Source organism: Streptomyces sp. NPDC090077 (genome assembly GCF_044747545.1).
GTDB lineage: Bacteria > Actinomycetota > Actinomycetes > Streptomycetales > Streptomycetaceae > Streptomyces.
Genome location: NZ_JBIVEG010000060.1, coordinates 1 through 16,185, shown reverse-complemented (window position 1 = coordinate 16,185; position 16,185 = coordinate 1). Strand labels below are relative to the sequence as shown.

Below are 16,185 nucleotides of genomic sequence, written 5' to 3'. Positions count from 1 at the left end.
CGACGCGACCGAAGGGAGCGCCCTTGACAGGCCGGCACGAACCGGAAGGACGATGGGACTGACGGGAAGCCCCCAACCTGCTCTGAGACCGCCCGGGGGGATCCCGCTCCCCGGGCACCCACCCGCACCCGGGAGGCGGGTGGGCAGCCACCGCCCGGCGAACGGGGGTCGAGGGGGAGATGGCGGGCCCGTGCCGGGAGCCGCGGGCGCGCTCCCCCGTCCCCGCCGCGAGCGGCCGGCAGGGCCCGCGCCGCAGGGCTCGTACCGGTCCTCCATGTCACGGGTGCGCTGCAAGCGTGGACGCAGCGGACGGCTCAAACGGACCGGCTCGTAGAATCGCCGGGTGGATACGACCCTGGATGACCCCCTCGTCGGGCGCGTGCTCGACGGCCGCTACCGCGTCGACGCCCGTATCGCGGCCGGCGGCATGGCCACGGTCTACCGGGCGTTCGACACCCGGCTGGACCGGGTCCTCGCGCTCAAGATCATGCACCCTGACCTGGCCGCCGACGCCGCCTTCGTCGACCGCTTCATCCGTGAGGCGAAGTCCGTGGCGCGCCTGGCGCACCCCAACGTCGTCGCCGTCTTCGACCAGGGCACGGACGGGCCGTACACGTACCTCGCGATGGAGTACGTCTCCGGCTGCACCCTGCGCGACGTCCTGCGCGAGCGCGGCGCGCTCCAGCCGCGGGCCGCGCTCGACATCCTGGAGCCGGTCCTCGCGGCCCTCGGCACGGCGCACCGGGCCGGGTTCGTGCACCGGGACATGAAGCCCGAGAACGTGCTGATCGGCGACGACGGCAGCGTCAAGGTCGCCGACTTCGGCCTGGTCCGCTCCGTGGACGCGGCCACCCACACCACGGGCTCCATCCTCGGCACCGTCTCCTACCTCGCGCCCGAGCAGATCGAGGACGGGGTCACCGACACCCGCGTGGACGTCTACGCCTGCGGTGTCGTCCTGTACGAGATGCTGACCGGCTCCAAGCCGCACACCGGCGGCACCCCCGCGCAGGTGCTGTACCAGCACCTCAACGAGGACGTCCCGCCCCCGTCGGCGGCCGTCCCCGGCCTGCCCGCCTCGCTCGACGAGCTGGTCGCGCACGCCGCCGCCCGCAGCCCCGAGCTGCGCCCGTACGACGCCGCGGCCCTGCTCGGGCTGGTGCGGGAGGCGCGGGCGCGGCTGAGCGAGGCGGAGCTGGACGCCGTACCGCCGCAGGCCCGGGCGCAGGAGCGGTCCGCCGCCGAGGACCGCACCAGTGTGATCCCCCGGCCGGTGGGCCAGGCCGGGCCGGTGCACCACACCTCCCGGCTGGAGCGTCCGCCGGTCCCCGAGCAGCAGACCCCGGCGCAGGCCCCGCCGCAGCGGGGGCGGCCCCGGCGGGGGATGCTCCTGGTGATCGCCGCGGTCCTGCTCGCCCTCGGCATCGGCGGCGGTGTCTGGTACATCAACTCCGGCCAGTTCACCAAGGTCCCCAACCTGCTCGGCAAGACGGAGGCGCAGGCCCGCGACGAGCTCTCGGCCGCCGGTCTGGGCGTGAAGAAGGTCGAGCGGAAGTTCAGCGAGGCCTTCGACCGCGGGACGGTCATGGAGACCAGCCCGGGCGGCGGCAAGCAGATCCGCGGCAACGGGGCGGTCGTCCTCACCGTCTCGCGCGGCCCGGAGGTCGTGAGCGTGCCCGACCTGAAGGGCAGGCCGCTGGAGGAGGCGCAGGCGGAGCTCACGAAGGCGGGGCTGGCCCCCGGCGTCGTCAGCTCCGCGTTCAGCCAGGACGTCGCCCAGGGCTCGGTGATCAGCTCCGACCCGGCGGGCGGCCAGAAGCGGGCCCCCGACTCGGCGGTCGCGCTGCTCGTCAGCAAGGGCCGTCCCGTGCCGGTGCCGAACGTGTCGGGCGCGTCGGCGGACCAGGCGCGGGCGGCGCTGGAGGCGCTCGGCCTGAAGGTGGCGATCGCCCCCGAGCAGGTCAACGCCCCCACCCCCGCCGGTACGGTCGCCAACCAGTCGGCCGCCGCGGGCACCCAGGCCGCCGCCGGCGACACGGTCACGCTGACCCTGTCCAAGGGCCCCCGTCAGGTCCAGGTCCCGAGCGTCACCGGCCAGGACGTGGACGTGGCCCGCAAGACGCTGGAGGCCCTGGGCTTCAAGGTGAAGGTGGACCGCCCGTTCCTCTCCTTCAGCAGCACCGTGGACACCCAGTCGGTGCCCGCCGGTCAGAGCGCGCCCGAGGGCAGCACGATCACCGTCAAGACCAAGGGACTCTGAGAGCCAGTGACACGCAATCCCGTGGGCGGGCACGTGCCCGTCGCCGGCGGGCTGGCCTCGGTCGGCCTCGCCTACGCCCGTGAGATGGGCGCGGAGGCCGTGCAGGTCTTCGTCGCCAACCCGCGCGGCTGGGCCACGCCGACCGGCAACCCGGCGCAGGACGAGCTGTTCCGCGCCCGGTGCGCCGAGGAGTCGATCCCGGCGTACGTGCACGCCCCGTACCTGATCAACTTCGGCTCGCACACCGAGGCGACGGTCGAGAAGTCGGTGGAGTCCCTGCGCCACTCGCTGCGCCGGGGCCGGGAGATCGGCGCGCTCGGGGTGGTCGTGCACACCGGTTCGGCCACCGGGGGCCGCCCGCGCGAGGCGGCGTACGCGCAGGTCAGGGAGCACATGCTGCCGCTGCTGGACGAGCTGACGCACGAGGACGACCCCTTCCTGCTGCTGGAGTCCACGGCCGGGCAGGGTTCCTCGCTGTGCTCGCGGACCTGGGACTTCGGCCCGTACTTCGAGGCGCTCGACCACCACCCGAAGCTGGGCATCTGCCTGGACACGTGCCACATCTTCGCGGCGGGCCACGACCTGGCGGAGCCGGGCGGCACCAAGCAGACGCTGGACCTCCTGGTGGACACGGTGGGCGCGGGCCGGCTGAAGCTGATCCACGCCAACGACTCCAAGGAGGGCGTCGGCGCCCACAAGGACCGGCACGCCAACATCGGTCAGGGCCACATCGGCCGGGAGGCGTTCGCCGAGCTGTTCTCGCACCCGGAGACGGACGGCGTACCGCTGATCATCGAGACGCCGGGCGGCAAGGAGGGGCACGCGGCCGACGTGGCGCTGCTGAAGGAGCTCCGCGACCTCCACTGACACGCTGAAGATCTGTTGAGGAATACCCCAGGGGGGTATACGGTTCTGTCGTACCGACGGGACCGCTACCAGGCGTTCCCCAGGATTCCGGGGGTTGTCATGGAGCACGCGCACGGGAACCACGACCAGCACCAGGACCACGCGGGCCACGAGGCACACCAGGGTCACGAGGGCCACCAGGCTCACGCCGAGCACCAGCACCACGCCGGCCACGACGCCCAGAGTCACACCCACGCCCACGGCCACGGCGGCAAGGTCAGCTGGGGCATGGCCGCCCGGGCCACCCTGCACTGCCTCACCGGCTGCGCCATCGGCGAGGTGCTCGGCATGATCATCGGTACCGCGCTGGGCTGGGGGAACGTCGCGACGATGATCCTGGCGATCGTCCTCGCCTTCTTCTTCGGCTACGCACTCACCCTGCGCGGGATCCTCGCCGCCGGCGTGGACTTCCGCTCGGCCGTCCGGGTGGCGCTGGCCGCGGACACCCTGTCCATCGCGGTCATGGAGCTGGTCGACAACGGAGTGATCGCCCTGTGGCCGGGCGCCATGGACGCCCACCTCTCGGACCCGCTCTTCTGGACGGTGCTGGCGATCGCCCTCGTCGTCGCCTTCGTCGTGACCACCCCGATCAACAAGTGGATGATCGGCCGCGGCAAGGGCCACGCGGTGGTCCACCAGTACCACCACTGACCGGCGGCCCGGGGCTACAGCTCCGGGCCGTCGCCCGGTTCCTCCTGGTACGAGTAGCGCTGCTCGCGCCAGGGGTCGCCGATGTTGTGGTAGCCGCGCTCCTCCCAGAAGCCCCGGCGGTCGGCGGTCATGTACTCCACGCCGCGCACCCACTTGGGGCCCTTCCAGGCGTACAGGTGCGGGACCACGAGCCGCAGCGGGAAACCGTGCTCGGCCGTCAGCAGTTCGCCGCCCATGTGGGTGGCGAAGACGGTCCGCTCCGAGGCGAAGTCGGCCAGTCTCATGTTGGAGCTGAAGCCGTACTCGGCCCACACCATCACGTGCGTGACCTGCGGGGCAGGCGGCGCCAGGGCCAGTACGTCGCGCGCCAGCACGCCGCCCCACTCGGCACCCGTCATGCTGAACTTGGTGACGCAGTGCAGGTCGGCCTCGACCGAGGCGAACGGGAGGGCCGCGAACTCCTCGTGGTTCCAGCAGTGCTTCTCGCCGTCGGCGGTCGCGCCGAACACCCGGAACTCCCAGCGCTCCGGCTTGAACTTGGGCACGGGACCGTAATGGGTGACGGGCCAACCCCTCTGCAACCGCTGCCCCGGGGGGAGCTCAAGCTGCTCTGCTCCCGGAGATTCCCGGCTTTCCGGCTGACCCATGCCTCCATGGTGACAGACGTGGCGGGGTGGTCACGACCAGGCAAGACCCGATTCGGGCAACTCCCGGCAACTCCCACTAAGGAGGCACTTACTGGACGCCCCAGGACGGCAGTGCAAGGATGCGCGCACTGCCCAGTCACTAGCTGACATTGCTTTGGAAGGAGCCTCTGCGATGCAGGGCGACCCCGAGGTCCTCGAATTCCTCAACGAGCAGCTGACCGGCGAGCTCACGGCCATCAACCAGTACTGGCTGCACTACCGCATCCAGGACAACAAGGGGTGGACGAAGCTCGCCAAGTACACGCGTGAAGAGTCCATCGACGAGATGAAGCACGCGGACAAGATCACCGAGCGCATCCTGATGCTCGACGGTCTGCCGAACTACCAGCGCCTCTTCCACGTGCGCGTCGGACAGACGATCACGGAGATGTTCCAGGCGGACCGGCAGGTCGAGGTCGAGGCCATCGACCGCCTCAAGCGCGGCATCGAGGTCATGCGCGGAAAGGGGGACGTCACCTCCGCCCGCCTCTTCGAGGACATCCTGGAGGACGAGGAGCACCACATCGACTACCTCGACACCCAGCTGGAGCTCATCGAGTCCCTCGGCGAGGCGCTGTACATCGCGCAGCTCATCGAGCAGCCGAGCTAGCCGAGCCGGCCGGTCCCGGTCAGGCGGCCTCCGCCAGCTCCGGTGCGGACACCGCTCCCGGGTCGGCGGCCAGGACGGCCGTGGCGTTGCCCTTCTCCAGCAGCTCCCGGCGGGGGCAGGCCCCGCGGCCGAGGATGCCCTGGATGGTGCGTACGCAGGAGCCGCAGTCGGTGCCGGCCTTGGTGGCCGAGGCGATCTGGCGGGGGGTGCAGGCCCCGGCAGCCGCGTGTTCCTTCACCTGCTTGTCGGTGACGCCGAAGCAAGAGCAGACGTACACGCGGTTCACCTCCCTGGAGCGGAACGGTTCGGCAGGCCATCCCCTATTCGGTGAGGCTTACCTAACCGTACCCAAAGTTAGGGTCCCCTAAAAGACCCGGGTACGCCGATGGGGCGCGGATCACATCGATCCGCGCCCCATCGTCGTAGGAAGCCACCTACTGATCGGCCCGCCGCCTACTGGTCGCGGTACATCTCCGCGACCAGGAAGGCCAGGTCCAGGGACTGGCTGCGGTTGAGGCGCGGGTCGCAGGCCGTCTCGTAGCGCTGGTGCAGGTCGTCGACGAAGATCTCGTCGCCGCCGCCCACGCACTCGGTGACGTCGTCACCGGTGAGCTCGACGTGGATGCCGCCCGGGTGGGTGCCCAGCGCCTTGTGGACCTCGAAGAAGCCCTTGACCTCGTCGAGCACGTCGTCGAAACGGCGCGTCTTGTGGCCCGAGGCCGCCTCGAAGGTGTTGCCGTGCATCGGGTCGGTGACCCACGCGACGGTCGCACCGGACGCGGTGACCTTCTCGACCAGCTCGGGGAGCTTGTCGCGGACCTTGTCGGCGCCCATGCGGACGACGAAGGTCAGCCGGCCCGGCTCGCGCTCGGGGTCCAGGCGGTCGATGTACGTCAGCGCCTCGTCGACCGTGGTCGTCGGGCCGAGCTTGATGCCGATCGGGTTGGCGATCTGCGCGCAGAACTCGATGTGGGCGTGGTCCAGCTGGCGGGTGCGCTCACCGATCCAGACCATGTGGCCGGAGGTGTCGTACAGGTTCCCGGTACGGGAGTCCGTACGGGTGAGGGCGCCCTCGTAGTCCAGCAGCAGCGCCTCGTGCGAGGAGTAGAACTCCACCGCCTTGAACTCGGCCGGGTCGGTGCCACAGGCCTTCATGAAGTTCAGGGCGTTGTCGATCTCCCGCGCGAGCTGCTCGTAGCGCTGCCCGGACGGGGAGGACTTCACGAAGTCCTGGTTCCAGGCGTGCACCTGGCGCAGGTCGGCGTAGCCACCGGTGGTGAAGGCGCGCACCAGGTTCAGCGTCGAGGCCGACGCGTGGTACATGCGCTTGAGCCGCTCCGGGTCCGGGACGCGGGCCTCTTCGGTGAAGGCGAAGCCGTTGACGGAGTCACCGCGGTAGGTCGGCAGGGTGACGCCGTCGCGGGTCTCGGTGTCCTTGGAGCGCGGCTTGGAGTACTGGCCCGCGATGCGGCCGACCTTCACGACGGGCACGGAGGCCGCGTACGTCAGGACGGCGCTCATCTGGAGCAGGGTCTTCAGCTTGGCGCGGATGTGGTCGGCGGAGACGGCGTCGAAGGCCTCGGCGCAGTCGCCGCCCTGGAGCAGGAACGCCTCGCCACGGGCGACGGCTCCCAGACGGGCGCGCAGCTGGTCGCACTCGCCCGCGAAGACGAGCGGAGGATACGACTCGAGGTCCGCGACGACAGCGCGCAGGGCCTCGGCATCGGGGTACGAAGGCTGCTGCGCCGCGGGAAGGTCTCGCCAGGTCGCCTTGGCGGCGAGGGCGTGGGTTTCAGCGTTCACGGTCACCTCGTACACATTACGTCGTCATTCGCCGTGTCCGGCCGGACGCCCACCTGGTGAGACGGTGTCGTTCGAAGGTTCGGGGGCCGGGGATGAACGGAATGCAAGGTTCACATGTCGGAAAAAGTCAGATGCAGCGGAACGGAGCGCCGGTGGGCTAGGGTGCCTCCCATGTACGCGCACGCCGACCTGAACTGGTGGTGGCCCGCTCCCGGCGGCCCACTCCCCTCGCGTACCCACTGACACGAGCGAAGCGAAGGCCGCCCCGAGGGGCGGCCTTTTGCGTGTGCCGACACGGGCCGCCCCTCCCTCCGACACCCCACCGGAAGGACGCCCCATGACCAGCACCGATTTCGACCTCGCCCGGCTGCTCGACGACTCCGCCCCGCCCTTCGCGCTGCTGCGCCGGCGGACCCCGGGTCGCGACCACGACACCGTCGAGGTGCTCCTCGGCCCGGTCCACGAGGCCGAAACCCTCGCCGACCTGCCCGTACGGGAGCTCCCCACCCTCGCCCTGGTCCCCTTCCGGCAGATCCGCGAGCGCGGGTTCGACGTGCGCGACGACGGCACGCCGCTGGCCGTGCTGGCCGCCGAGGAGGCGTACGAGATCCCGCTCGCCGCCGCGCTGGCCGGGCTCCCGGACCACCCCGTCCGGGTGGACGACGGCGGCTTCGACGTCCCCGACGAGGAGTACGCGGCCACCGTCGACCGGGTGATCCGTGAGGAGATCGGCCGCGGCGAGGGCGCGAACTTCGTGATCCGGCGCACCTACGGGGGCCGGATCGACGGCTTCGGCCGGGCCGACGCGCTGGCCCTGTTCCGGCGGCTGCTGGAGGGCGAGCGGGGCGCGTACTGGACGTACGTGGTCCACACCCCGGACCGCACCCTGGTCGGCGCCAGCCCTGAGGTCCACGTGCGGATGTCCGGCGGCACCGTCGTGATGAACCCGATCAGCGGCACCTACCGCTACCCGGCCTCCGGCCCGACCGCCGATTCGCTCCTCGCCTTCCTCGCCGACCGCAAGGAGACCGAGGAGCTGTCGATGGTCGTCGACGAGGAGCTGAAGATGATGTGCACGGTCGGCGACATGGGCGGCGTGGTCGTCGGCCCCCGCCTGAAGGAGATGTCCCACCTCGCGCACACCGAGTACGAGCTGCGCGGACGCTCCTCGCTGGACGTCCGCGAGGTGCTGCGGGAGACCATGTTCGCGGCGACCGTCACGGGCTCTCCCGTACAGAACGCCTGCCGGGTGATCGAGCGGTACGAGAGCGGCGGCCGCGGCTACTACGCGGGCGCGCTGGCCCTGCTCGGGCTGGACGCGTCCGGCGCGCAGACCCTGGACTCCCCCATCCTGATCCGCACCGCCGACATCGCCCCGGACGGGGCGGTGCGGGTGCCGGTCGGGGCCACCCTGGTCCGTCACTCGGACCCGCTCGGCGAAGTCGCCGAGACCCACGCCAAGGCCGCCGGGGTCCTGGCCGCCCTGGGCGTACGGCCCGCCGCGCCCCGCCCGGCCCCCTCCGGCGGGACGGCCCGGCTGGCCGACGACCCCAGGGTGCAGGCGGCCCTCGCCTCGCGGCGGGCGGACCTGGCGCCGTTCTGGCTCCGCATGCAGGAGCGGCCGGCGGACGCCGGCGGGCACGCGCTGGTGATCGACGCGGAGGACACCTTCACGGCGATGCTGGCCCACGTGCTGCGGGTGGCCGGGCTGGAGGTGACCGTACGCCGCCACGACGACCCCGGGCTGCGGGCCCTCGCCCTGGCCTGGGACGGCCCCGTCGTCCTCGGCCCGGGGCCGGGGAACCCGGCGGACGCGGCCGACCCCAGGATGCGGATGCTGCGCGGGCTGGCCCGGGAGCTCCTCACCTCCCACCGCGGGGGGCTGCTGGGGGTGTGCCTCGGGCACGAGCTGATCACGGCGGAGCTGGGGCTGCCGCTGGTGCGGAAGGCCGAGCCGGCGCAGGGGGCTCAGGTGACGGTCGACCTCTTCGGCACGCCGGAGGTGGTGGGCTTCTACAACACGTACGCGGCGTCGTGCGACGCGGACGCGGAGGCCGAGCTCGGGGCGCACGGGGTGGAGGTGTCGCGTGACGCCGTCACGGGGGAGGTCCACGCGGTCCGCTGCGCGGCGCGGGGCTTCGCGGGGGTGCAGTTCCATCCGGAGTCGGTGCTCACCCTGCGCGGGGCGGCGGTGCTGTCCACCCTGGTCCGCGCGGTGGCACCCGCCACGACCGGTCCGGCGTAGCCGGGTCCTCGGGGGGCCGTGTCCCGGGGCCCTGTCCCGGGGCCCTGTCCCGGGGCGGGCCCGGAGGCCGAGTGCGGGCCGTTGCCCTGCGGGGCTGGTCCCCTACCCGCCCTTCGCCCGTTCCCCGGGCTGCGCCCGGACCCCGGTACGGCGCTACCGCGCCCGCGCCTCAAACGCCGGCGGGGCTGATTTCAGCCTCGCCGGCGTTTGAGGCGCGGGGTCCGGGGCGGAGCCCCGGGGGCCGGGGCCGTTCAGGGCCCGGGAGGAACAAGGGTGTTGTCGGAGCGGCGCCCCGCCAGATAGTCCGCCACGTTCAGAACCGTCGCATCGACGATCTGCCCCACCGCGTCCAGCGTGTAGTACGCCTGGTGGCTGGTCACCACCACGTTCGGGAAGGTGATCAGCCGGGCCAGGGTGTCGTCCTCGACCGCCTCCAGGGACCGGTCCGTGAAGAAGACCCCGGCCTCCGCCTCGTACACGTCCAGGCCCACCCCCGTGAAGCGGCCCGCCCGCAGCTCCGTGACCAGGGCCTCCGTGTCGACCAGCCCGCCACGGCTGGAGTTCACGAGGATCGCGTCGTCCCGCATGGCCTTCAGCGCGGCCGCACCGACGATGTGGTGCGTGGACTCCAGCAGCGGCACGTGCAGGCTGATCAGGTCGGCGGACGCGAACAGCTCCTCCTTGTCCACGTACGCCATGCCCAGCTCCACGCACGCCGGGTTCGGTGCGAGGTCCCAGCCCAGCAGGTTCATGCCGAAGCCGTGGGCGATCCGGGTGAACGCCTCTCCGATCTTGCCGGTGCCGAGGACTCCCGCCGTGCGGCCCCGAAGGTCGCGGCCCATCAGGCCGTTCAGGCGGAAGTCGAAGTCGCGGGTGCGGTTGGAGGCGCGGACGATCCGCCGGTTCACGGCCATGGCCAGGGTCCAGGCGAATTCTGCCACCGCGTACGGGGAGTAGTACGAGACCCGGCTGACGGTCATCTGGAGCTGCCGGGCCACGTCCAGGTCGATGTTGTTGAAGCCGGTGGAGCGCTGCGCGATCATCCGGGTGCCGCCGGCCGCCAGGGTGTGCAGGACCCGGCCGTGCAGTTCGGCGTTGACGCTGGAGGAGACGACCTCGTACCCGGCGGCGATCGGCGCGGTGTCCTCGCCGAGGAAGACGTCCAGGCAGCGGATCTCGTGCCGGCCGTCGAAGCGCTCCTCGAAGGCGCGCTCCAGGAGGGGCTTCTCGTCGGCGGTGACGCCGAAGGCCAGGATCTCCACGCTCGCTCGCTCCCCACAGGTAGGCCACGGGTCGTTTCGTCACGATACGACCCGTGGCCGCCGTCCGCAGGAGCCGGCGCCGCCGGCTGCCGGGTCAGCCGAAGAAGACCCCGACCTCCTCGTACAGCGCGGGGTCGACCGTCTTCAGCTTCGCGGTGGCCTCCGCGATCGGCACGCGGACGATGTCCGTCCCCTTCAGCGCGACCATCTTGCCGAAGTCCCCGTCGCGCACCGCGTCGATCGCGTGCAGCCCGAAGCGGGTGGCGAGCCAGCGGTCGAAGGCGCTCGGGGTGCCGCCGCGCTGGATGTGTCCGAGGACCGTCGTACGGGCCTCCTTGCCGGTCCGCGACTCGATCTCCTTGGCCAGCCACTCGCCCACGCCGGACAGCCGGACGTGCCCGAAGGAGTCGCGGGAGACGGCGTCCTTGAGGACCAGGTCCCCGTCCTTGGGCATGGCGCCCTCCGCGACCACCACGATGGGCGCGTAGCTGGCCTTGAAGCGGGAGGTCACCCAGGCGCAGACCTGCTCCACGTCGAAGCGCTGCTCGGGGATGAGGATGACGTTGGCGCCGCCCGCCAGCCCGGAGTGCAGGGCGATCCAGCCGGCGTGCCGGCCCATGACCTCGACGACCAGGACCCGCATGTGGGACTCGGCCGTGGTGTGCAGCCGGTCGATGGCCTCGGTGGCGATGCCGACGGCGGTGTCGAAGCCGAAGGTGTAGTCGGTGGCCGAGAGGTCGTTGTCGATGGTCTTCGGCACGCCGACGCAGGGGACGCCGTACTCCTCGTAGAGCCGGGCGGCCACGCCGAGGGTGTCCTCGCCGCCGATCGCGACGAGCGCGTCGACCTCGAACTTGGCGAGGTTCTCCTTGATCGCACGGACGCCGTTCTCCGTCTTGAACGGGTTGGTGCGCGAGGATCCGAGGATGGTGCCGCCGCGCGGCAGGATGCCCCGGACGGCGGGGATGTCGAGCGGGACGGTGTCCCCCTCGACCGGCCCCCGCCAGCCGTCCTTGAAGCCGACGAACCCGTATCCGTACTCCTGCGTGCCCTTGCGGACGACGCCCCTGATCACCGCGTTGAGTCCGGGGCAGTCGCCGCCGCCGGTGAGCACTCCGACCTTCATGGAATCTCCCTTCGCCATGACGGTCACGCTAGTGGTGACACAGGTCACAGCAAGGGGACCGGGGAGCGCAATTCCGGTGAAAACACGGGGCGTTGCGTACGCCCCGTTCACTCGTACGGGGAGCCCGGGTGCAGGTAAGTACGACGTACGAACGGGTTACGCGTCGTCGAGCCCGCGCTCTATCGCGTACCGGACGAGCTCCACCCGGTTGTGCAGCTGGAGCTTGCCGAGGGTGTTCTGCACGTGGTTCTGGACCGTGCGGTGGGAGATCACCAGCCGCTCCGCGATCTGCTTGTACGAGAGCCCCTTGGCCACCAGCCGCAGCACCTCGGTCTCCCGGTCGGTCAGCTGCGGGGCCTTCGGCTCGTCGGGGGCGGCCGGCGCCGGGTCGCTGGCCAGGCGCCGGTACTCGCCGAGGACGAGTCCGGCCAGGCCCGGCGTGAACACCGGGTCGCCGGCCGCGGTGCGGCGGACCGCGTCGATCAGCTCCTGCGCCCCGGCCGACTTCAGCAGGTAGCCGGTCGCCCCGGACTTGACCGCCTCCAGGACGTCGGCGTGCTCGCCGCTGGCCGACAGGACGAGCACGCGCAGCGCGGGATCGGCGCCGACCAGCTCCTTGCAGACCTGCACCCCGGGCATGCCCGGCAGGTTGAGGTCGAGGACCAGCACCCGGGGCGCCGCGGCGCGGGCCCGGCGTACCGCCTCCGGCCCGTCGCCGGCCGTGGCGACCACGTCGAAGCCCGCGGCGGCCAGGTCGCGGGCCACCGCGTCCCGCCACATCGGATGGTCGTCGACGACCATCACCTTGATGTCCTGGAGCTGGAGCTCGCTGCCGGCGTCGTTCACTGGGTCCTCCCCCTCGGTACTTTCAGTTCCACTTCGGTGCCCTGTCCGGGGACGGACACCAGCTCGGCGCTGCCGCCGAGGTCGCGCAGACGTCCGCGGATGGACAGGGCCACGCCCATCCGCCCCTCGCCCTCCGCCTGGTCGAGCCGGCCGGCCGGGATGCCCGGGCCGTCGTCCCGCACGGTCACGATCACCTCGTCGCCCCAGTCCTCCACCAGGATCCAGGCGCTGGCCCCCTCCCCGGCGTGCTTGCGCACGTTGTCCAGGGCCGCGCCGACCGCCGCCGCCAGCTCCCGCGCGGCGGGCACCGGCAGCACCACGGGGGTGCCCGGCTCGGCGAAGCTCACCCGGGAGCCGGCGTGCGGGGCCAGCAGGGAGCGCAGGTCGATCTCGGCGCCGTCCGCCTCCGCGGAGTCCTCCACCTCGTACGTGTCCACCAGCGCGCCGAGCGACTCGTCGCGCGAGACCCGGGAGGGCCGCACCAGCCCGCTGGAGACCAGCGTGCGCAGCGCCACCTCCTGCTCGCCCGCCATCCGCCCGAGCTCGGCGGCCTCGCCGCCCAGCTCGGTGCCGCGCCGCTGGACCATGGCGAGGACCTGGAGGACCCCGTCGTGGATGTCGCGGGCGAGGCGCTCCCGCTCGCGGGTCGCGGCCTCGATCTCCAGGGCGCGGGCGAGGGTGGCCTCACTGGCCCGGGCCACCTCGACGACGTAGCCGATGGCGATGGAGGCGACCCAGACCAACAACACGTTGTGCAGGGCGTCCCGGGTGGGGTCCCCGCCGTGGATGACCAGGTTGGCGGCGGCGACGAAGGTAGAGGCGAAGCCGGCCCAGCGCCAGCCGCCCTTGAGGGCGAAGGCCAGGACCGAGCCTGCGGTCCAGATGCTGGGGAGGGTGGGGCCGCCCTCCGTGATCCGCTGGTGGGTGTCGGCGATCGGGGTGAGCAGGATGCCGGTCAGCGCGACGGCGAGGTCGGCGACGAGGAAGCCCCGGGTGCAGCTGGCCGCGTTCGCCACCCGGCGGTGGGTGACCAGCGTCCAGAGGGCGAGGAGGGCGAGGTAGCCGACCGCCACCCGGGGCTGGTCGAACTTGCGGTGGGCCGCCGCGAACAGCAGGACCGCGTAGACCATGGTGAGCAGCCGGTACACGGTCAGGGCCCGCCACAGCGGCTGCTCGACCGACATCCGTACGACGCGCTCGCGCTTCGCCATCTCCCCCACCCGCCCCGGTCCCGCGGGCCCGGCCTCCCCGGCCGCGCCCGCCGCGCGCGCTACTCCGCGCCCGTCTCTCCCTTGGCCTTCTCGGCCTCGGTCTCGGCCTTCTCGGCCTTGTCCGCCTCGGCCTTCTCCGCCTTGGCCGCCTTGTCGGCCGCCTTGACGCTCTCCTTGGCCGCCTTCTCCGCCTCCGCGATCTGCCGCTTGGCGGCCGTCGCGTAGATGTCCACGTACTCCTGGCCGGAGAGCTTCATGATCTCGTACATGACCTCGTCGGTCACCGAGCGGAGGATGAAGCGGTCCCCGTCCATGCCCTGGTAGCGGCTGAAGTCCAGCGGCTTGCCGATCCGGATGCCCGGACGCATCAGCTTCGGGACCACCTTGCCGGGCGGCTGGATCTTCTCGGTGTCGATCATCGCGACGGGGATCACGGGAGCGCCGGTGGCCAGCGCCACCCGGGCCAGACCGCCCGGCTTGCCGCGGTAGAGGCGGCCGTCGGGTGAACGCGTCCCCTCGGGGTAAATACCGAACAGTTCCCCGCGCTCGATGACCTCGATGCCGCTCTTGATCGCGGCCTCGCCCGCACCGCGCGCGCCGGAGCGGTCCACCGGGAGCTGGCCGACGCCCTTGAAGAAGGCCGCCGTCAGCTTGCCCTTGACCCCCGGGGAGGTGAAGTACTCGGCCTTCGCGATGAAGGTGACCTTCCGGTCCAGTACGGCCGGCAGGAAGAAGGAGTCGGAGAAGGACAGGTGGTTGCTCGCGAGGATCGCCGGCCCCTCGGCGGGAATGTTCTCGAGGCCCTCCACCCACGGCCTGAAGGCGAGCTTCAGGGAACCCCCGATGGAGAACTTCATTGCGCCGTAGATCAACTCGAAAGCCTTCCTGTGTCTGTCGAACAGACCATATCCCGTGGGCCCGCGCGGAGCGCCCGACGGCCCTGGTCGGTGTCATCCCGGTCGCGTACGGTGAAGTCACACAGCGCAACGCACCCCCCACCCTTCGAAGGAGACCCTGGTGCCCGTCCTCCCTGGAGCAGAGCCGTTCCGCCACGAGGGCGGAGAGGTGGGCGTGCTTCTCTGCCACGGCTTCACCGGTTCGCCTCAGTCGCTCCGGCCCTGGGCCGAGTACCTGGCCGAGCGCGGGCTGACCGTCTCGCTTCCGCTGCTGCCCGGACACGGGACGCGCTGGCAGGACATGCAGCTCACCGGCTGGCAGGACTGGTACGCGGAGGTCGACCGGGCGCTGCGCGAGCTGCTGGACCGGTGCGAGCAGGTCTTCGTCTTCGGGCTCTCGATGGGCGGCGCGCTGACGCTGCGCCTGGCCGCCCGGCACGGGGACGCGATCAGCGGGATCGTCCTCGTCAACCCGGCCAACAAGGTGCACGACCCGCTGGCCGTCGCCCTTCCGGTGGTCAAGCACTTCATCCGGTCGACGCCGGGCATCGCCAGCGACATCGCGAAGCCGGGCTCGGCCGAGGTCGGCTACGACCGGGTCCCGACGAAGGCCGCGCACTCGCTGCGGAAGTTCTTCCAGCTCGTGGACACCGAGCTGCCGCAGGTCACCCAGCCCGTGCTGCTGCTGCACAGCCCCCAGGACCACGTGGTCCCGCCGGTGGACTCGGCCCGGATCCTGTCCCGCGTGTCCTCGACGGACGTCACCGAGACCCTGCTGGAACAGAGCTACCACGTGGCGACGTTGGACCATGACGCGGACCGGATCTTCGCGGACAGCTACGCGTTCGTCGGGCGGCTCGCGAAGAGTGTCGGCAGGGAGGGGGCGGCCAGCGGTGGCTGAGCACGAGGAGTCCTCCGGGGGCGTGCCCCCGCTGGACGAGGAAGCGGCGTGGGCCGCGATCGTCGCCGGGTACGGGCAGGAGCCCCCGGACCCGCCGGGGACCAGGCCGTTCCGGCCGATCGAGAACCTGATGCTGCCGGAGGAGGACGTGAAGCCCGAGCCGAAGGCCCCGGCGGCGGCCGAGCCCGCCCCGGAGCCCCAGCCCGAGCCGAAGCCGGCGCCGAAGCCCGAGCTGGGCAGCTCGATCACGTTCGCCCCGGGCGTGGGCACACCCGTACCGACCCCGACCCCGGGCCCCCGGGACCACACCCCGGCCGAGCCGACGGACGAGGGCCACTTCGTCCCGCCGGAACCGGAGCTGCCGGAGGCGGACACGACGGCGAAGTTCGCCTGGCTGGCGGTGATCGGCGGCCCGGTACTGCTCCTGCTGGCGGTGCTGTTCCAGTGGGACATGACCTGGTGGCTGACCACCCTCGGCATCGGCGGCTTCCTGGGCGGCTTCGCCACCCTGATCGCCCGCATGTCGGGCGACACCGACGATGACGACGACGACCCGGGACGCGGCGCGGTGGTGTAGCCCGCAGGGCCCACAGCGCGGGCCCGCCATCTCCCCCGCGAGGGGGCGGGGCGGGTCGGCGCCTGCCCACCCGCCTCCCACGGTGCGGGTGGGTCGGCTGGGGGCGGTAGCCCCTCGGGCGGTCTCAGAGCAGGTTGGGGGCTTCCCGTCAGTCCCATCGTCCTTCCGGTTCGTGCCGGCCTGTCAAGGGCGCTCCCTCCGGTCG

15 protein-coding genes are annotated in these 16,185 nt (G+C 72.0%); 7 read left to right on the top strand and 8 right to left on the bottom strand.

The features are described from left to right. Window positions 1-343: 343 nt before the first annotated feature. The 3 genes from pknB to ACIPW5_RS39530 all read left to right on the top strand — a co-directional run bounded on the left by pknB (window position 344) and on the right by ACIPW5_RS39530 (window position 3,817). On the top strand, window positions 344-2,260 hold the full coding sequence (gene pknB / locus ACIPW5_RS39540; protein WP_401256261.1) for a Stk1 family PASTA domain-containing Ser/Thr kinase: 1,917 nt from the start codon (window positions 344-346) through the stop codon (window positions 2,258-2,260). A gap of 6 nt (window positions 2,261-2,266) precedes the next feature. After that, a complete protein-coding gene (locus ACIPW5_RS39535) occupies window positions 2,267-3,127 on the top strand; it encodes a deoxyribonuclease IV (RefSeq protein ID WP_401256259.1) in 861 nt (286 codons plus the stop codon). A 99-nt stretch (window positions 3,128-3,226) separates the two neighbouring features. Beyond that, window positions 3,227-3,817 (top strand): DUF4396 domain-containing protein, encoded by a 591-nt coding sequence (locus tag ACIPW5_RS39530; protein WP_401256257.1) that lies wholly within the window; start codon window positions 3,227-3,229, stop codon window positions 3,815-3,817. A gap of 14 nt (window positions 3,818-3,831) precedes the next feature. Here the strand turns inward: ACIPW5_RS39530 and ACIPW5_RS39525 are convergent, their stop codons facing one another. After that, the gene (locus tag ACIPW5_RS39525; RefSeq protein ID WP_401256254.1) at window positions 3,832-4,464 is read right to left on the bottom strand and encodes a sulfite oxidase-like oxidoreductase; all 633 of its coding nucleotides are present in this window, start codon (window positions 4,462-4,464) and stop codon (window positions 3,832-3,834) included. Between the two features lie 172 nt (window positions 4,465-4,636). Between ACIPW5_RS39525 and bfr the strand changes: the two genes are divergently transcribed. Further along, a complete protein-coding gene (bfr, locus tag ACIPW5_RS39520) occupies window positions 4,637-5,113 on the top strand; it encodes a bacterioferritin (protein WP_365074531.1) in 477 nt (158 codons plus the stop codon). A 19-nt stretch (window positions 5,114-5,132) separates the two neighbouring features. Here the strand turns inward: bfr and ACIPW5_RS39515 are convergent, their stop codons facing one another. Beyond that, a complete protein-coding gene (locus tag ACIPW5_RS39515) occupies window positions 5,133-5,390 on the bottom strand; it encodes a bacterioferritin-associated ferredoxin (RefSeq protein WP_401256252.1) in 258 nt (85 codons plus the stop codon). A gap of 176 nt (window positions 5,391-5,566) precedes the next feature. Beyond that, window positions 5,567-6,922, bottom strand: a complete 1,356-nt coding sequence (locus tag ACIPW5_RS39510; RefSeq protein WP_401256250.1) for a class II 3-deoxy-7-phosphoheptulonate synthase — start codon at window positions 6,920-6,922, stop codon at window positions 5,567-5,569. Between the two features lie 331 nt (window positions 6,923-7,253). Here ACIPW5_RS39510 and ACIPW5_RS39505 point away from each other — a divergent pair, with 331 nt between their 5' ends. After that, a complete protein-coding gene (locus ACIPW5_RS39505; RefSeq protein WP_401256247.1) occupies window positions 7,254-9,161 on the top strand; it encodes an anthranilate synthase family protein in 1,908 nt (635 codons plus the stop codon). A 251-nt stretch (window positions 9,162-9,412) separates the two neighbouring features. On the opposite strand, the gene ACIPW5_RS39500 is transcribed toward ACIPW5_RS39505, so the two are convergent. The 5 genes from ACIPW5_RS39500 to ACIPW5_RS39480 form a co-directional block, all read right to left on the bottom strand. Then, entirely contained in the window at window positions 9,413-10,423 is a 1,011-nt protein-coding gene (locus ACIPW5_RS39500) for a 2-hydroxyacid dehydrogenase (protein WP_401256245.1), read from the bottom strand. A gap of 94 nt (window positions 10,424-10,517) precedes the next feature. Beyond that, window positions 10,518-11,549 (bottom strand): 6-phosphofructokinase, encoded by a 1,032-nt coding sequence (locus ACIPW5_RS39495; RefSeq protein ID WP_007263649.1) that lies wholly within the window; start codon window positions 11,547-11,549, stop codon window positions 10,518-10,520. Window positions 11,550-11,705: 156 nt separating this feature from the next. Continuing rightward, window positions 11,706-12,350 (bottom strand): response regulator, encoded by a 645-nt coding sequence (locus tag ACIPW5_RS39490; protein ID WP_401256266.1) that lies wholly within the window; start codon window positions 12,348-12,350, stop codon window positions 11,706-11,708. A 41-nt stretch (window positions 12,351-12,391) separates the two neighbouring features. Next, window positions 12,392-13,606, bottom strand: coding sequence for a MacS family sensor histidine kinase (gene macS, locus ACIPW5_RS39485; protein WP_401256243.1), 1,215 nt, complete (start codon window positions 13,604-13,606; stop codon window positions 12,392-12,394). Between the two features lie 59 nt (window positions 13,607-13,665). Then, entirely contained in the window at window positions 13,666-14,463 is a 798-nt protein-coding gene (locus tag ACIPW5_RS39480; RefSeq protein WP_401256264.1) for a lysophospholipid acyltransferase family protein, read from the bottom strand. A 160-nt stretch (window positions 14,464-14,623) separates the two neighbouring features. Between ACIPW5_RS39480 and ACIPW5_RS39475 the strand changes: the two genes are divergently transcribed. Both ACIPW5_RS39475 and ACIPW5_RS39470 read left to right on the top strand, forming a co-directional pair. Further along, window positions 14,624-15,403 carry an alpha/beta hydrolase gene (locus ACIPW5_RS39475; protein WP_401256240.1) on the top strand — a complete coding sequence of 260 codons (780 nt, stop codon included), beginning with the start codon at window positions 14,624-14,626 and terminating at the stop codon, window positions 15,401-15,403. Then, window positions 15,396-15,980: a hypothetical protein gene (locus tag ACIPW5_RS39470; protein ID WP_401256238.1), complete on the top strand. Its 585-nt coding sequence runs from the start codon at window positions 15,396-15,398 to the stop codon at window positions 15,978-15,980. The genes ACIPW5_RS39475 and ACIPW5_RS39470 overlap by 8 nt, the downstream gene beginning before the upstream one ends. The last annotated feature ends 205 nt before the right edge of the window (window positions 15,981-16,185 follow it).